This is a genomic window from Roseospira navarrensis (assembly GCF_009601025.1).
In the GTDB taxonomy this organism is placed as follows: Bacteria; Pseudomonadota; Alphaproteobacteria; order Rhodospirillales; family Rhodospirillaceae; genus Rhodospira; species Rhodospira navarrensis.
Window position 1 is genome coordinate 47851 of sequence record NZ_WIVE01000018.1, and the last position, 15303, is coordinate 63153.

Annotated in this window: 8 protein-coding genes, 2 tRNA genes and 1 pseudogene; 5 read left to right on the forward strand and 6 right to left on the reverse strand. The window is 67.0% G+C overall.

The genetic code is table 11. The features are described 5' to 3' along the window. Nucleotides 1–351: 351 nt before the first annotated feature. Both GHC57_RS07770 and GHC57_RS07775 read right to left on the reverse strand, forming a co-directional pair. Nucleotides 352–428, reverse strand: a tRNA-Pro gene (locus GHC57_RS07770). Between the two features lie 126 nt (nt 429–554). Then, nucleotides 555–641, reverse strand: a tRNA-Leu gene (locus GHC57_RS07775). Nucleotides 642–797: 156 nt separating this feature from the next. Between GHC57_RS07775 and lipB the strand changes: the two genes are divergently transcribed. Then, entirely contained in the window at nt 798–1493 is a 696-nt protein-coding gene (lipB, locus tag GHC57_RS07780) for a lipoyl(octanoyl) transferase LipB (RefSeq protein WP_153342899.1), read from the forward strand. Between the two features lie 106 nt (nt 1494–1599). Further along, complete coding sequence (locus tag GHC57_RS07785; RefSeq protein ID WP_153342901.1) at nt 1600–2097, forward strand: chemotaxis protein CheW; 498 nt, start codon at nt 1600–1602, stop codon at nt 2095–2097. A gap of 63 nt (nt 2098–2160) precedes the next feature. Here the strand turns inward: GHC57_RS07785 and GHC57_RS07790 are convergent, their stop codons facing one another. From GHC57_RS07790 to lptG, 3 genes are all read right to left on the reverse strand, one after another. Then, entirely contained in the window at nt 2161–2841 is a 681-nt protein-coding gene (locus tag GHC57_RS07790; protein ID WP_153342903.1) for a phosphatase PAP2 family protein, read from the reverse strand. A 115-nt stretch (nt 2842–2956) separates the two neighbouring features. Beyond that, nucleotides 2957–4414: a glycosyltransferase family 39 protein gene (locus GHC57_RS07795; RefSeq protein ID WP_170294752.1), complete on the reverse strand. Its 1458-nt coding sequence runs from the start codon at nt 4412–4414 to the stop codon at nt 2957–2959. 92 nt (nt 4415–4506) lie between these two features. Continuing rightward, a complete protein-coding gene (gene lptG / locus GHC57_RS07800) occupies nt 4507–5604 on the reverse strand; it encodes an LPS export ABC transporter permease LptG (RefSeq protein ID WP_246152196.1) in 1098 nt (365 codons plus the stop codon). A 441-nt stretch (nt 5605–6045) separates the two neighbouring features. Between lptG and GHC57_RS07805 the strand changes: the two genes are divergently transcribed. The 3 genes from GHC57_RS07805 (at nt 6046) to GHC57_RS07815 (ending at nt 14394) form a co-directional block, all read left to right on the forward strand. Then, nucleotides 6046–6834 (forward strand): PleD family two-component system response regulator, encoded by a 789-nt coding sequence (locus tag GHC57_RS07805; protein WP_153342909.1) that lies wholly within the window; start codon nt 6046–6048, stop codon nt 6832–6834. A gap of 440 nt (nt 6835–7274) precedes the next feature. Further along, complete coding sequence (locus GHC57_RS07810; protein WP_211369143.1) at nt 7275–9449, forward strand: EAL domain-containing response regulator; 2175 nt, start codon at nt 7275–7277, stop codon at nt 9447–9449. Nucleotides 9450–9525: 76 nt separating this feature from the next. Further along, nucleotides 9526–14394 (forward strand): PAS domain S-box protein, encoded by a 4869-nt coding sequence (locus GHC57_RS07815; protein WP_153342913.1) that lies wholly within the window; start codon nt 9526–9528, stop codon nt 14392–14394. Nucleotides 14395–15150: 756 nt separating this feature from the next. On the opposite strand, the pseudogene GHC57_RS07820 reads toward GHC57_RS07815, so the two are convergent. Beyond that, nucleotides 15151–15303: pseudogene (locus GHC57_RS07820) on the reverse strand (IS1595 family transposase); the annotation flags it as partial.

A 15303-nucleotide genomic window follows, 5' to 3' on the forward strand; every position in this document is an offset into this window, starting at 1 on the left:
GGGTCCCTCCGGGACGGCAACGGCGGGCGCGGTCCCCGGAGTAGGGCGGCGACGGCCGATTCGTCAAAGTCTGCCAAACAGACCCTGCCCGGTGGTTAATGCCGACCGCCCCAACGACAAAAGCCGGCCCAACGAGAAAAGGCGCCCCGAAGGGCGCCTTTGGCAGTCTCGAAACAAGCCGTCTCGACGGTCTTTCTCGACGGTCATTTTTTGAGGCCAACGGCATCTGACGATCACCGTTGAAGCCCGTCGCCGGCCCGCTTCCCCAGCCGGCCACCCCACGCCAGTATCCCCAAGGAAAGGGATGGGGGGGGCAGGGTGGGGGAGCGGGCCGGTGCCGTCGGTCCAATTTGGTCGGAGAGGCGGGATTCGAACCCACGACCCCTTGACCCCCAGTCAAGTGCGCTACCAGGCTGCGCCACTCTCCGATCCGTGGTCCGGCTTTCGGTCTTGCGACTCCGGCCGGCCCGACCCCACACCGCTATGAGGGGCCCGTCATCTTATCGTCCCGGCTTGCCCGAGACCACCCCGCCGGCGTGATGGTGCCGGCGCCATGGTGCGGTCGAGAAGACTCGAACTTCCACCCCGTTTCCGGGACAGCGACCTCAACGCTGCGCGTCTACCAATTCCGCCACGACCGCATCCGTGGGGCGCCCCACCGGACCCGGCGGGGAAGAGAGGACGTATCAGAAAGCTCCCGGGTCATCAAGGAGATTGCGCGCCCTTTTTCGGCGGTCTTGCCGGCGGCGTCGCGGGGTCTTAAGTGCTAGTGCTCCACGACACCGGCAGGATGCCCGATGACCGTCTCGACCCCGTCCGTTCCCGAACAGCCGACGACCGGCCCCGCCCCCGGACCCGAGTGGCGCACCAGCGATGCGCCCGTGCCCTATCCGGAGGCCCTGGCCGCCATGGAGGCCCGCGCGGCCGCCATCCGCGCCGGCGAGGCCCGGGAGCAGGTGTGGCTGCTGGAGCATCCGCCGCTGTACACGGCCGGGACCAGCGCCCGGCCGGGCGATCTGGTGGCGCCCGACCGTTTTCCGGTCTACGCGGCGGGGCGGGGCGGCCAATACACCTATCATGGGCCCGGTCAGCGGGTGGCCTATGTCATGCTGGACCTGGCGGCGCGGGACCGCGATGTGCGCTGCCATGTTCACCGGCTGGAATCGTGGCTGATCGCCACGCTGGCCCGCTTCGGCGTGACGGGCGAGCGACGCGAGGGGCGGGTCGGCCTCTGGGTGCCGCGCGCCGACGGGCGCGAGGACAAGATCGCCGCCATCGGCGTGCGCGTGCGGCGCTGGGTGACGTTCCACGGCGTGGCCCTGAACGTGCACCCGGACCTGTCCCACTACGGCGGCATCGTCCCCTGCGGCATCCGGGATCATGGCGTGACCAGCCTGCGCGACCTGGAGCGGGGCGTCACGCTGGCGGAGGTGGACCGGGTTCTGCGCGAAACGTTTGTGCAGGTGTTTCCGCCGCCCGGGCGCGGCCGTTAATCCCCTGTAAACCCTTTGGAACTTGACAGATTAAGCGGGCGGCGCGCACAGTCCTAGCCTCGGGGCGAGGCCCTGGTCGGTGGCTCAACAGCGGGAACATGCGGCGATGAACCAGGTTGCAACCGTCTCACAGGACCGCGACCCCGCGACGCGCGGCGGTCGTGCCGTCGCCACCGTGTCCGAGGATCAGGTCTTCGTCACGATCTACGTGCACGGCCAGCTTTTCGGCATCCCCGTGGAGCGGGTGCAGGACATCCTGATCCCCGAGAAGGTCGCCCGCATTCCCCTGGCGCCGACGGAAATCGCCGGGGCCATCAACCTGCGCGGCCGGATCGTCACGGTGATCGAGGTCCGCAAGCGGCTCGGCCTGCCCAAGCCGAAGGACCAGAAGAAGGTCATGTGCGTCACCGTCGAGCAGGGCAACGAGCTGTACAGCCTGATGGTGGACTCGGTCGGCAACGTCCACAGCCTGTCCATGGACGCCATCGAGCCCAATCCCTCGACCCTCGACTCCCGCTGGCGCAGCGTGTCCCAGGGCGTGGTGCGGCTGGACGGCGAGCTGATGGTGGTGATGGACGTGGATGCGTTCCTGAGCTTCGAATAGCCGCGCGGCCGCTGCGCCCGCAAAAATCATCGGCGGATGAGCCAAGCTCGTCCGCCGTTTGCGTTACGGGTCAATGAATAGCTGGCGGTGCAGCCAGACGGTCACCGCGACCGTGATGACTCCGGCGAACAGCACGTCCGACAGGAAGTGCGCGCCCACGACCACGCGCGCGAGACTGACCACCGTGCCAAACACCAGGGCGGCGACCACGGCCCAGACCCGGTACGGGCGCGGGGCCAGCAGGGCGAAGGCGACCACCCAGAACGCCATCGCGGCATGCCCCGACACGAAGGCGCAGTTGGTCGGGCACTGATCGGTCATCATCCAGGCCGGCGTGAACTGCCCCTCGCCGCCGAACGGCAGGATGTCGCTCGGGCGCGCGCGGCCCCAGCCCTCCTTGAGAACGCCGTTGACGATCAGGCCCGGACCGATGGCCAGGCTGGACGCCAGGAACAGCACCTGCCGCCCGCTCGGGCTGTTCAGGCGCGGCCCCGGGATCAGACGGTCCCCCAGCCACAGCAGCGTGACGAACAGCAGGGCGGCGTACAGAAACGGCGGCACGCCCTTGCGGATCAGGTTGAGCACCGGCCCGGACTGGACGAACAGCCCGGTGTCCGGATCATGGAACAGGGCGCTGACCCCCAGGTCGATCTGCGGCACCGCGATCAGCACCAGCGTGACGGCGAACAGCACGCGGCACCGCCAGCCCGCCAGCATCGGGGGATCCCAGCTTTGGACGCTCATGTTCGGCCTCGGGTCTGGCGCACGTCGTGCGGCGCGGGGAACGGGGCCCTGGCCTGACGGTCAGACAAGGGCCGGGAGAAAGAGGGGGCCGGGAGAGAAAGGGGGTGGGTGAGCATCAGGGCACCATGGCGGCCGCCCAGGCCGTCGTCCGTCCATCCGGCAGGGTGACGGTCAGGCGGCCCCGGATTTCGTCGCCGCCGGCGTCCGCCTCGGCCAGGGCGGCGGGCATGACCAGCAGGCCATGAAAGGCGTCCTGCGGCACCGCCAGCGGATGGGTGCCCACCACCCGCGTCGGTACGTCCCGCACGGCGGCGTGATAGGCCAGCAGCGGCGCGTCCGCGCCCGCCACCGCCAGGGTGACGCCGGGGTGGGCGCGGGCGAGCGCCTCCAGCCAGTGTCCGGCGGCCTCGGCCATCCGCTGGCGGGCCACCGGATCAAAGCCCGCGGGAACCACCCAGCCCTCGGCCCGCAGGGTCTGGGGGCCGATCAGCAGGGCCGCCGAGACGGCCACGTTCGCGGCCAGGGCCGCCGCCGTCCAGCCCATCTGTCCGCGCACCAGCAACCAGCCGCAGACCATCACCAGCGCCGCCGGCACGGCCGCGCCCGTCAGCATCGCGCCATCGTCGCGCACCAGCGTCAGCGCCAGGGTGACCGCCAGGACCGGGGCCGAGAACAGCAGCAGCAGCCGCACGCGGTAGTCGCTCCAGGCGCCGGACCGCAGCAGGGCGGGCATGCGGATCAGAAGCCAGATCAGCACCGCCGCGAGCACCGGCCCGGCCAGCAGGATGCCGATGCCGATGGTCGAGGCCAGGTTCCACGGATCGTCGATCGGGCTGGTCACGGCGGCGAGCAGGCGCTCGGCAGCCGCCCAGTCATCGGCCGCCGCGCGCAGCAATTCCGGCAGCAGGCAGGCCAGGCCCACCAGGATCGCCACATAGGGTCCGGGCCGGCGCCACACGCCGGCATGCTCGGGCGAGGTCGCCAGGTACAGCAGGGCCAGGGGCACGAACAGCGCCATGACCGGATGCACCAGCAGGCCAAGGCCCACGCTGGCGCCCAGAACCCCCCACTCCCACAGGCCGCGGGTCACGTGGGTGCGGGCGAGCGCGAGCAGGGCCAGCGTCCACAGCGGCATCATCAGCGCGATGGGCCCCACCACCAGGCCGCCCTGCATGACCAGCGGCAGGGTGCCATAGAGCACGGCGCACCAGAACCCCGTGACGGTGTCGAACAGGCGCACCCCCAGCCGATAGACAAACCACATGGCGATGCCGTGGGCCACCGGCCCCCACAGGCGCAGGCACGGGGCGTCGGCGCCGCAGGTCTCGGACAACAGGCCCAGCAGCCAGGGCAGGGCCGGGCCCGTTTCGGGCCAGAGCGGTCGGTTCGTCTGCCCCAGAAGCCAGAAGTCGGCCTCGCCCGGCATCACCGGCAGGGCCAGCTCACTGGACAGCAGGACCAGCCGCGCGGCGGTGATGGCGAACACCAGGACGGCAACGCCCCAGGGGCCGCAGATGGCTGCGACAGCCCTGGCCAGAATGGCCCTGGGCGTGGACACGGGGACGTCGTTCATCCGGGCTCCGTCGTCGGGGGGTGGGTCGGGGGACCGCGCGGCGCGCGGGACAGGGCCAGCCATGCGGTCCGACCCCGGCCGGCGCGGCCGCCTCAGCCGTCCTCCAGGTGGAACAGCAGGGCGGCGCCCAGCAGGGCGCTGACCAGCGCCGGCGCCCAGGCCGCCAGGGCGACCGGCAGGGTCTGGGACTGGCCGAGGGTATAAGTCACCTGGGAGAAAAAGTAGATGACGAATCCGGTCAGGGCGCAGCCGGTCACGCGGATCAGCCAGGCGCCCTGACGCTGGCGGGCGTTGAAGCCGAACACGGCGGCCAGCAGCACCATGGCGCACAGCAACGCCGGGGACGAGATCATGGCATGCCAGTGCATCCGGTGCGCCTCGGCCGAGAACCCGGCGGACTCGAAGAATGCGATGAAGTCGGGCAGGTCCCAAAACGACATGGATTCCGGCGCCGCGAACCGCTCCTGGATCTTGGGCAGGGACAGGTTCGTTTCCACCGACAGCATCTCGTAGCGTTCCGGCGGGCGCCCCGGGACCGAGACCATCGCCCCGGTCAGCAGGAATCGGTTGCCTGCAAGGCGCGCCTGCTCCGCGTCGGCCCGCCAGGTCGGCAGGTCGTCCGGCCCCATTTCGAGCACCATGACATCCGACAGGAACAGCACCCGGTTTTCCTGCCGAGCGTCGCGGGCATGGACGATGGTGAACCCGTCGTCCGTGGACTCGCGCAGCCACATGCCGCCCTGGGACAGCGAAAACGGGTTGTCTCCGCCGATTCCGATCTCGTGGGCCTTGCGCTCGAACTGGGTGAACAGGGCGGCGGCGATGGGGTTGCCGGCGGCCACATTGATCGCGCCCAGCACCATGGACAGCACCACGAGCGGGACCAGCACCTGCCAGACCGACACCCCGGCGGCCCGAATGACGACCAGCTCGCTGGAGCGGGCGAGGCGCCAGAACGCGATCATGGCCGCCGCCAGGAAGGCGAACGGCAACCCGGTCTGCAACACCAGAGGCAGGCGCAGGAGGCCCATGGAGACGACCATGCCGAGGGTCGCCTCCTCGACCTTGGCGGTCTGGCGCAGCAGTTCGATGACGTCGAACAGCAGGATCAACCCGGCCGTGACCAGCAGGGTGCCCAGCAGGGCCACCAGGAAATGGCGCGAGACGTATCGGATCAGGGTCGGGTGCAAACCGGGCCTTCCAGGCTGCGACGAAGCCGGGTCGCGATGGCCGCGACCGTGGCGCTTCGTCTTCATACACGCCGACGGGTGGGCTTGCCAACGCCGTCGCGCGGGCTTCCAGGGCGACGGGCACAGGTTAACGGCATCGCTCTTCCAGGTCTTTGCAACGGGTCGGAGATCTGCGCTGGAGGTCCTTCAGCCGCTTCGCGGCTTCAGGATGACATCCTATAATTTTAATGAGTCATCCCGCGTGAGCGTAGCGAGACGAGGGATCTCGAGAGGCCCGCTCCGACCGCGCGGAACGTGCCGTCACGTGAACCTGAATCCGTTGCCCAGCGCGGGCTCCCCCCCCCCGTCGGGCGAGGGGGTTTCGGGCGTCCGCCGGGAGGGTTACAGTGAAACGATGCGGTTCTCGGGTCGGAGAGCCGTCTGGAGAGGGGCCGAAGGCAGATGATCGCCACGAAGGATGTACCGAACGCCGACGATATCGACCGCGAGATCGAGGCCGAATTCCGCGAGGATGTCCGCCAGACCATCGACACGGTGGACGTGATCGCCAGCAATGTGCGCTCCGGCGCCACCGAGCCGGAGGCCGCCGTCGTGGGCCTGCGCGCGGCGGTGCGCTCGCTCAACGCACAGGCCCCCTCCGGGGTGCTGCCCAACGTGCGTCTGGTGCTGCGCCGGATGGACGAATACGTCGGGCCGCTCAACACTCTGGATGAACAGACCCTGTCTGACATCGAGTCCTTCGCCGGCCGGCTCGAAGATGCGCTGGAGGGGCGTCTTGAGGGGTCGGACGCGGCCGCCCGGGTGGTCCGCGAACTGCCGATCAAGCGGACGTTCGACATTGACTTCGAAGTGGTGGTTCCGCGCCCGATCGAGGTCCTTCTGGTGCTGCGTGATCGTGCCGGGGCGCATCTGGTGGAGCGTGAACTGGCCGCCTGCGGACTGCACAGCACCTGCGTGAAGATTCCCTTCGACGCCTTCGAGCAGGTGTTTCGCGTGCGCCCGGATCTCATCATCGCGGGGCAGGAGATCGGCGAGATGACCGGCGTCGATCTGGCCTGCGCCTTCGCCGCCATGCCGCCGACGCGGGACATCCCGTTCGCGCTGCTGACGAGCTACGAATGGGGGCATCCGGCGTTGCGCGACCTGCCGCCGCGCGCCGGGCTGCTGAAGAAGGGACCCAGCTTCGGCGACGATCTGGCCCAGGCGCTGTCCCGCTTCGGCCTGACCTGACAGCGGCGGGAAGCGCGCCATCAAGGGGGTGTCGCTCCCCATCGGGCGAACCCCCCTCAATTCTCTAAGGACTCATGTGCCGAATTGCCGAATACCGGCCGCAGTGGTGACGAACACTGGCTTTAAAAGCAATCTACAAGGTCTATTGGTTGTATCAAGCGGGTCATGCCAAGCTGACACATTGTCTTTTGTCGGGGATTGCCGCACACTGACGAATACCAAAGGCGGGAGCCGTGTCTTCCCCCCGCCGATCGGCATCCGCCCTCTCCCCCATCCGACTGTGCCCGGGCGTATCCTGGGGCGGGTCGGATCGGGGAGAGGGCCCGCCAACGACCCCAACGGTCATCGACTGAGGCCGGGAAAACACGAGGGACACGAGAGGGCAATCGGCAATCGGTGATCGGCTTATGGCGAGTATGCCCCTTTTTGGCGACGATGAATTGTTTGCGTTCGTTGACGACGACGTCGAGAGCCCCTGCGAAACGGTGACGCCCTGGCGGGTCCTCGTGGTGGATGACGAGGCCGATGTTCACGAGGCGACACGACTGGCCCTGCGGGATCTGCCCATCGAAGGGCGGCTGGTTCGTCTGTTTCACGCCCATTCGGCCGAGGAGGCCTTCCAGACCCTGATCCGCGAGCCCGACATCGCGGTCGTGCTGCTTGATGTGGTCATGGAGACGGATGACGCCGGCCTACGGTTGGTGCGCCGCATCCGCGAAGACCTGGGCAACGGCACGGTCCGGATCGTGCTGCGGACCGGCCAGCCCGGCTACGCGCCGGAAATCGACACCATCCGCACGTTCGACATCAACGATTACAAGACCAAGTCCGAACTGACGCGGACCCGGCTCTATACCACCCTGGCCGTCGCGATCCGGTCCTATTGGCAGATCCATCAGTTGGAGATGAGCCGAAAGGGCCTGGAACTGATTCTCGCCGCCAGCACGGGTCTGGCGAAGCTGCGGGCCGTCCGGCTCTACGCCGAGGGGGTGGTCACGCAACTCTGCGCCCTGCTGGGGATCGAGCCGGAGGGGCTGGTCTGCGCCGGAACCGTTGTGGACGGCGAAGAGGCCCGGGTGATTGCCGCCGCCGGGCGATATCGGGATCTGATCGACTGCCCGCTGGATGATCTGCCGGAGCGCGACCTGCGACAGGTCCTGCGCACGTGCCTGGACAGCCGTGCGCATCTGACGGCCGGTCCCATGTGCTTCTACTTCAGCGTCGGCGAGACCGCGGGCATCGCCGCCTACGTTGATGCCGACGGCGAGCCGGACGAGGTCAACCGGAGCCTTCTGGAAATCTTCTGCGCCAATGTCTCGGTCGGGTTCCAGAATGTGTTCCTGCAGCAGCGCCTCTATGACTACGCCTACATGGACCCGCTGCTCCAGATGCCGAACCGCAAGGGGTTCATCGAGATCGTGGACGGGCAGGTCAACGGCGACGACACCGTGCTGGCGCTGGTGGACCTGGACGACTTCGCCGAGATGAACACGGTGCTCGATCATCACTTCGGCGACCGGGTGCTGGAGGCCGTGGCCACACGCCTGAGCGAGGTGTTCACCGCGCCGGCGGTCCTGGGCCGGGTGGGCGGTGATACCTTCGGGGTGCTGGGACCCGCCGCGTTGGTGACCACAGGCGGGATCGAGTCCGTGTTCGCGCTGCCCTTCGACCTGGACGGCGAAGTGCTTCGGGTCTCGGCGACGGCCAGCGTCATCCGGGTCGGTCGGCAGGCGCCGGCCAATGCGGACGTGCTGCGCAACGCCAGCATCGCCCTCAAGCAGGCGAAGGTTCTGAAACGGGGACGGGCCACGTTCTTTTCGGAGGACCTCAGCCTTGCGGCGCGCGAGCGCATCCGCATGCTGACGGAACTGCGGGCCGCCTTTTCCGCCGAACGTCTGTTCCTGGCCTATCAGCCCCAGGTCGATCTCAAGACCGGCCGCGTGCTGGGGGCGGAAGCTCTGCTGCGATGGAAAACGGAAGACGGTCGGTCCATTCCGCCGGATCAGTTCATCCCCCTGGCCGAGCAGTCCGGGTTGACGGTGCCCATCGGCGAATGGGTGCTGCGCACGGCGGGGCGCCAGTTGAAGCATCTGGCCGACAGGGGGTACGACCGCTTCCGCATGGCCATCAATGTCTCGCACACGCAGTTCCGGGAGCCCGGGTTCGTGCCGGCCCTGGGGCGCGCCTTGCGGGACTGCGCCATTTCCCCCCAACAACTGGAATTGGAACTGACGGAGTCCGTCGCCATCGGTCACATCGACTCGACGGCCGCCAAGATTCAGGAGATCCGCAGCATGGGGATCACCGTGGCCATGGACGATTTCGGCACCGGCTATTCCTCGCTCAGCGTGCTCAAGCAGCTCAACGTGGACCGGCTGAAGGTGGATCGCAGCTTCGTTCAGGAGATTACCGAACGCGGGGATGCGACCGGCATCGCCGAGCTGGTGATTTCGCTCGGCCACCAGTTGAACCTCGTCACCATCGCGGAGGGCGTCGAGGCCGAAGAGCAGCGCCGGCAGTTGCTGCGGATGGGATGCCAGGAGGGGCAGGGATTCCTCTTCGGCCGGCCCATGCCTGCGGCGGACTTCGAGCGTTGGCTGGCCGGCCAGGGGTGACGGCCGGATCGGGGCGGCCGGCGCGGTCGCCCGGCCGCAGGCCGCACCGGAAGACCCCGCCGCGAAGGAGCGCCCCGTGACTCAGCTCGATCAGGCCCCGCCGGGTGACGAGACGCTGATGTTCTGGATCGGGTCGGACGGCCGCATTCTCGGCGTGTCCGATGCCGTCTGTGAGTTTTTGGGGTATCGGCGGGAGGACCTGCTCGCCTTCTTCATCTGGGACATCAACCGCGATTTTTCGGCGAAGCAGTGGCCCGCGCACTGGGACTCGCTCCGCCAGGCGCGACAGATCCGGTTTCAGGCCCGGCATTTCGCGCGCGACGGGTCGCCGCGGGAGATCGAGGTCGTGTCCCATTATGTGGACATCGGCGACCGCCCCCACATCTGCGCCACCGTCTCCCCCCTCACCGAGGCGCAACGGGCCGTCGGGACCTGGCGGGAGAACGAGGCGTGGTTGGCCCTGGCGCTCGATGTGTCGGGGCAGGCGCCCTTCGAGATTGATCTGGTCTCCGAGATGGCCCGGCTGAGTCCCGCTCACGAAGCGCTTTTCGGGCGGGAGCCCACGGAGCACCTGGTCTCACGCGACGTGTGGCAGGCCTGGGCGCATCCCGACGACCAAGCCCGGGTCGCGGCCCTTTACGAGGCCTGTGTTGAGGGCCGGCGCGAAGACATGACGGCGGAGTTCCGGATGCGGCACGCGGCCGGCCACTGGATCTGGGTCCGGACCGCCGCGCGGGTGGTTCAGTGCGACGAGTTCGGGCGGCCCACCCGAATGCTCGGCACGCACATGGACATCACGGAGAGCAAGCGGGTCGAGGAGGCGCTGAAGCTCACCCAACTGTCCAACGACCGGGCTTCGATTGGGATCACCTGGCACGATCACGAGGGCCGATTGGTCTATGCCAACGATGAAGCCTGTCGGTCGCTGGGATACCAAAGGGAAGAATTGCTTGGCTGCACCGTCGATACATTCAACCCGGATTATCCCATAGAGAAAGTGGCAGAGCTATGGGACTGGTTGAGGAAAGAGGGTGTTGGGGTCATTGAAACGAGGCACAAAAGGAAGAATGGTGAGTCCTTTCCGGTTGAGGTGATAGCGAATTATATAGCCGTCGGAGACAAGGAGTTTGCGCTAACTTTTATCCGGGACATTTCTAACCGTAAGAAATCGGAACAGACCATCCGGGCCTCGGAAGCGTTCCTGGACAGCATCATCTCGCAAAGCCCGTTGCCGCTCGTGATTTTCGACAGATCGGGGGCCGTGGTCCGGGCCAACCGGGCCGCGTTCGAGCTCTTCCGGGTCACAGGGGCCACCGACGCCTTGAACGGGTACAATCTGTTCGAGGACGACCGGCTGCGCGACGGGGACAGCCGGACCCAGTTCCAGCGGGTCCTGTCGGAGGGTTTGACGGTTCGCCTCCAGATTCAGTTCGAGTTGCGGCAGTCGCCCGGGGGGGCGGTGTTGCATCTGGATACGACCGCCTTCCCGCTGCGCAACGCGGAGGGCGAGATCACACACCTCGCGCTCACTTTCCTGGACATCACGGATCTCAAGGCGGCCGAGGCCCGGTTGCGGTTCCACCTGGAGTCCGAACAGGCGCTCGCCGATATCTCGGCGCTGATGCTCAAGCCGGGGTGGGACGACATCGACGACCGTGTGGACTGGATGCTGCGGCGCATTGGCGAGTTGACGCGCGCCGACCGCGCCTTCCTGTTCGATGTGTCCGCGGACGGCCGGACGGCCACCAATACGCATGAATGGTGCGGGCCCGGAACGGTGCCGCAGATCGGGGACCTCCAGCGATTGCAGACGGCGGACTACGCGCCGTTCTACGACCACATGCTGGCCGGACGGGCAATGTGCGTCCGGACGCATGACTCCGACTTCGATCTCCGGTTTAAGCCGGCGCTGCTGGAGCCCGGCCCCCATTCCCTGATCTGCATTCCCGTGATCGCCGGCGCCCGGTTGCTGGGGGTCCTGGGGCTGGACGCCGTCACGCGCCAGCGGCCGTGGTCGGAGATCGACATGCGGTTCCTGCGGCTGGCGGCGGAGATCCTCGCCCATACCTGGCAGCACCGCGAGTCTTATCGGGCCCAGCAGGAGCACGTCTGGTTCCTGGAAAGCCTGGACAGCCTGTCCCGCATTCTCACCCGGACGGAGCGCGACGAAAGCCTTCTGGCCGACCTGACACGGGAGGTCCGCACGATCTTCCGGGCCGACCGGGCCTATCTGCTGCATCCGTGTGACCCCGACGCCGCGGTCGTCGAGGTGACCGTAGAGGACTCCCTCGCGCCGTACGCCGGCCCGCCCGACGGTCCGCGCATGGTCCGGCCGAACGCAACGCTGCGGGCGGTGTTCCGGCAGGCCTTGGCCCGCACGGGGCCCGTCCTGACCGGCTTCGAGCCGGAGTCCGAGGACTTTCAGCAGTTCGGCACCCGCAGTCGCATGGCCATCGCCCTGCATCCACGGTCTCGCGAGGCGTGGCAACTGGGGTTGCACCAATGCGCATCCGAACGGGACTGGACCGCCGCCGAGCAGCGCCTGTTCCAGAGCATCGCCGAACGGATCGCGGATGCGCTCTCAGGCGCGCTTCTGCGCCGTCAGCTTATGGAAAGCGAGGGCCGCTATCGGGCCGTGTTCGACAACACCATCGACAGCGTCATTGTTCACGACGCGGATGGGCGCATCCTGACGGCCAACCAGGCCATGCTGGAGATGTATGATCTGGAGGACCATGACGTCCCGTCTCAGACGATCCCTGACCTTTGCGCGCCCGGGTTCAGTCCCGCCGAGTTCGCGCAAATCTGGGGCGATGTCATGGAAGGGCAGATCAAGCGCTTCGAGATCCAGGCCATGCGTCCGAAGTCCGGGTCCGTTTTTCCCGTCGAGGTGATGCTGCGCGCCATCCCCTACGGAGACCGGCAGGCCATCCTGGCCAACGTCCGCGATATCACCGACCGCGCCCGGGCCGAAGAGGCCCTGCGCCAGAGCGAGGAGCGGTTCGCCAAGGCGTTCCGGGCGAGCCCTGCACCGACCGCCATCGTCAGTCGGAATACGGCTCGGATCATTGACGTCAATGAGCGATGGCTCAGCGTGCACGGCTTCACCCGGGACGAGGTTGTGAACCGAACGTCCCGGGAGATCGGATTGTGGCCCGATCTTGAGGCGCGGACGCAGGCTCACGCGGTGATCGAGCGCACCGGGTCCTTGACCGATTTTCCGGTCCGGATCCGCAGCAAGTCAGGAGAAGTGCGTCACCAGCTTTGGTCGGCGGAGTCGGTGACCCTCAGCGGAGAGCCGGTTCTCCTGTCGTATGTCCAGGACATTACGGAACGCACGAAGGCCGAAGAGGCGCTGCGGCAGAGCGAGGAGCGGTTCGCCAAGGCGTTTCGCGCCAACCCGGCGGCGATGCTGATTTCCAGAATCGATGACGGCCGCATCATCGACGCCAACGATCGCTGGCTGACCCTGTTCGAGACCACCCGCGAAGCATTGGTCGGGAAGACGACCCTCGACGTCGGCCTTTGGAAGCGGGCCGAGGACCGCTCGGAGACCATTGCGGGCCTGCGCGCGGAGGGCATGGTTCGGGACGTTCCGGTGGTCTTCTACACCCCTGCGGGCAAGCCTCGCGAAATCCTCTGGTCGGCGGAAACGATCTCCCTCGGGGACGAACGGGTCTTCCTGTCATCGATCCACGATCTGACCGAGCAGAAGCGCACGGAACGCGCCCTGCGAGAGAGTGAGGCCCGCCTGAGCGCCGCCGTCGAGAGCATCCCGTTCGACTTCTTCCTGCTCGATACGACGGGGCGGTACGTGTTGCAGAACTCCGCCTCCCGGGCGCGATGGGGCGACATCCTCGGCCAGATGGCGGCGGACACCACGGTTCACCGGGGCCAGGACATCCGGTGGGGGCCCCGGTTCGACGCGGTTCTGGGCGGGGCCGTGGCCGATGAGGAACTCCGGGTGACCTTGGATGGCGGCGAGCGGTTTTTCCGCAACGTGCTCGCGCCGGTCCTTGAGGACGGGGCCGTGCGGGGCATCGTGGAACTGACCATCGATGTGACCGCCCGCAAGCGGGCGGAAAGCGAACTGGAGACCTACCGCGAGCATCTCGAGGATCTGGTTTCGGAGCGAACCACTGCCCTGCAGCAGGCCATGAGCCAACTGATGCAGGCGGAGAAGCTGGCGTCGCTCGGAAACCTGGTCGCCGGGCTGGCCCACGAACTCAATACGCCCCTGGGCAACGCCCGCATGGTGGCGACCACGCTGGGCGAGCATTTCAGGGATCTGGCCGCCGGCATCGAAAGTGGCGCGCTGCGCCGCTCGCAGCTCATGTCCTTCCTGCAGACCGGCCGGGAGTCCGTTGACCTGTTGGAGCGCAACACGGTCCGGGCGGCGGACCTCATCAGCCATGTCAAGGAAGTGGCCATCGACCAGACCAGCGTGCGCCGCCGCGCCTTCAATCTGGCCCGGACGATCGAGGACGTGCTGTCCACCCTGCGGCCGACCCTCAAACGCACGGAGCACCGGATCGAGACCGATGTGCCGGCCGACCTGGACCTGGACAGCTATCCGGGGCCGCTGGAACAGATCGTCGCCAATCTGGTGTCCAACGCCCTGGCCCATGCCTTCACGGACATGGCGCGGGGCCTGATCCGGATCACGGCGCGCGCGGTCGGCCCCGATGCCGTCCGGCTGGTGTTTTCCGACGACGGGGTCGGCATTCCGCCGGACATCCGGGCGCGCATCTTCGATCCGTTCTTCACGACCCGGCTGGGGCAGGGCGGCAGCGGCCTGGGGCTCTACATCGTCTACAGTCTGGTGACCGGCGCGCTCGGCGGCCAGATCGAGGTGGAGAGCGACCCGGGGCAGGCGGGCACGACCTTCACGCTGACCCTGCCCCGGCGCGCGCCCGATCGGCAGGCCGATGCCCGGGCGGAGTGACCCTCCAGTTTCGGGCGGGGGCTCATACCGGCCGACGGAACGGGTCATCCTTTTCGACGGCCGGCGGCCTCGGTGCCGCATCGCGGCGCCGTTCCAAAGATGGCCGCCCTTGGGCGGCCGGGGCGGTGGCGGCGATGATCGGGACGAGCCCGGGTCATCGCCGATCAGGATCAGCGTCCATCCAGGTGACCCATCCAGGCGCCCCCATCCAGGTGCACGACAACGCGCCATACTGCCTCGGCCAGTCACATCGGTGTTCCGGCGCGGGACGCGAAGCGCAGCCCCAATCGGCCTGCCAGTTCCTCCGCCAGAGGATTCGGGTAGCCCCTGATGTCAGCCATTGTTCGAACCCTCATGGTCCCGGAACCGGACCGTTAAGCCGCGCAAGCGATAATATGTTTCGTCCATAAGCTCAACTTTGTCGCCATTCGGAAAGTATTTGTCATAAATAACGGTGCGAAAATCCGCTATGTCGCACCCATTCGGAAGAAATTCCTTTTTTACATACTCAAGCGTGAATTCGACGGCAGTCACAATGCCATAAGAGGCTGGATAAATATCATCGTATATACGCCAGTACTTGTAGACAAGATCGCATAATATTTGTACTGTACATTGCAGAAGAGCGCTATCTCTAATTTTTTTACATGGATCAAACGCCCTTATTCTAACAACATGCCCATGTTTTTTTCTAGATTATTTTCTGTATTCTTTCTTTTCAGATGGTGTCATATTAAACATTTTTAGGCCTAAGGCTTATCCCTTTGCTTCCGGCGCGATCAACATATCGTAGGTGATGGGCCCTTTGGTGGTGACGATGCCCAGTAGGGACCGAAAGGCTGCGTGCCGGGTGCGGCGGCGGTTGAAGCGGAAGACGAACTCATCGAGGTAGGCTTGCAGATGCTTGCG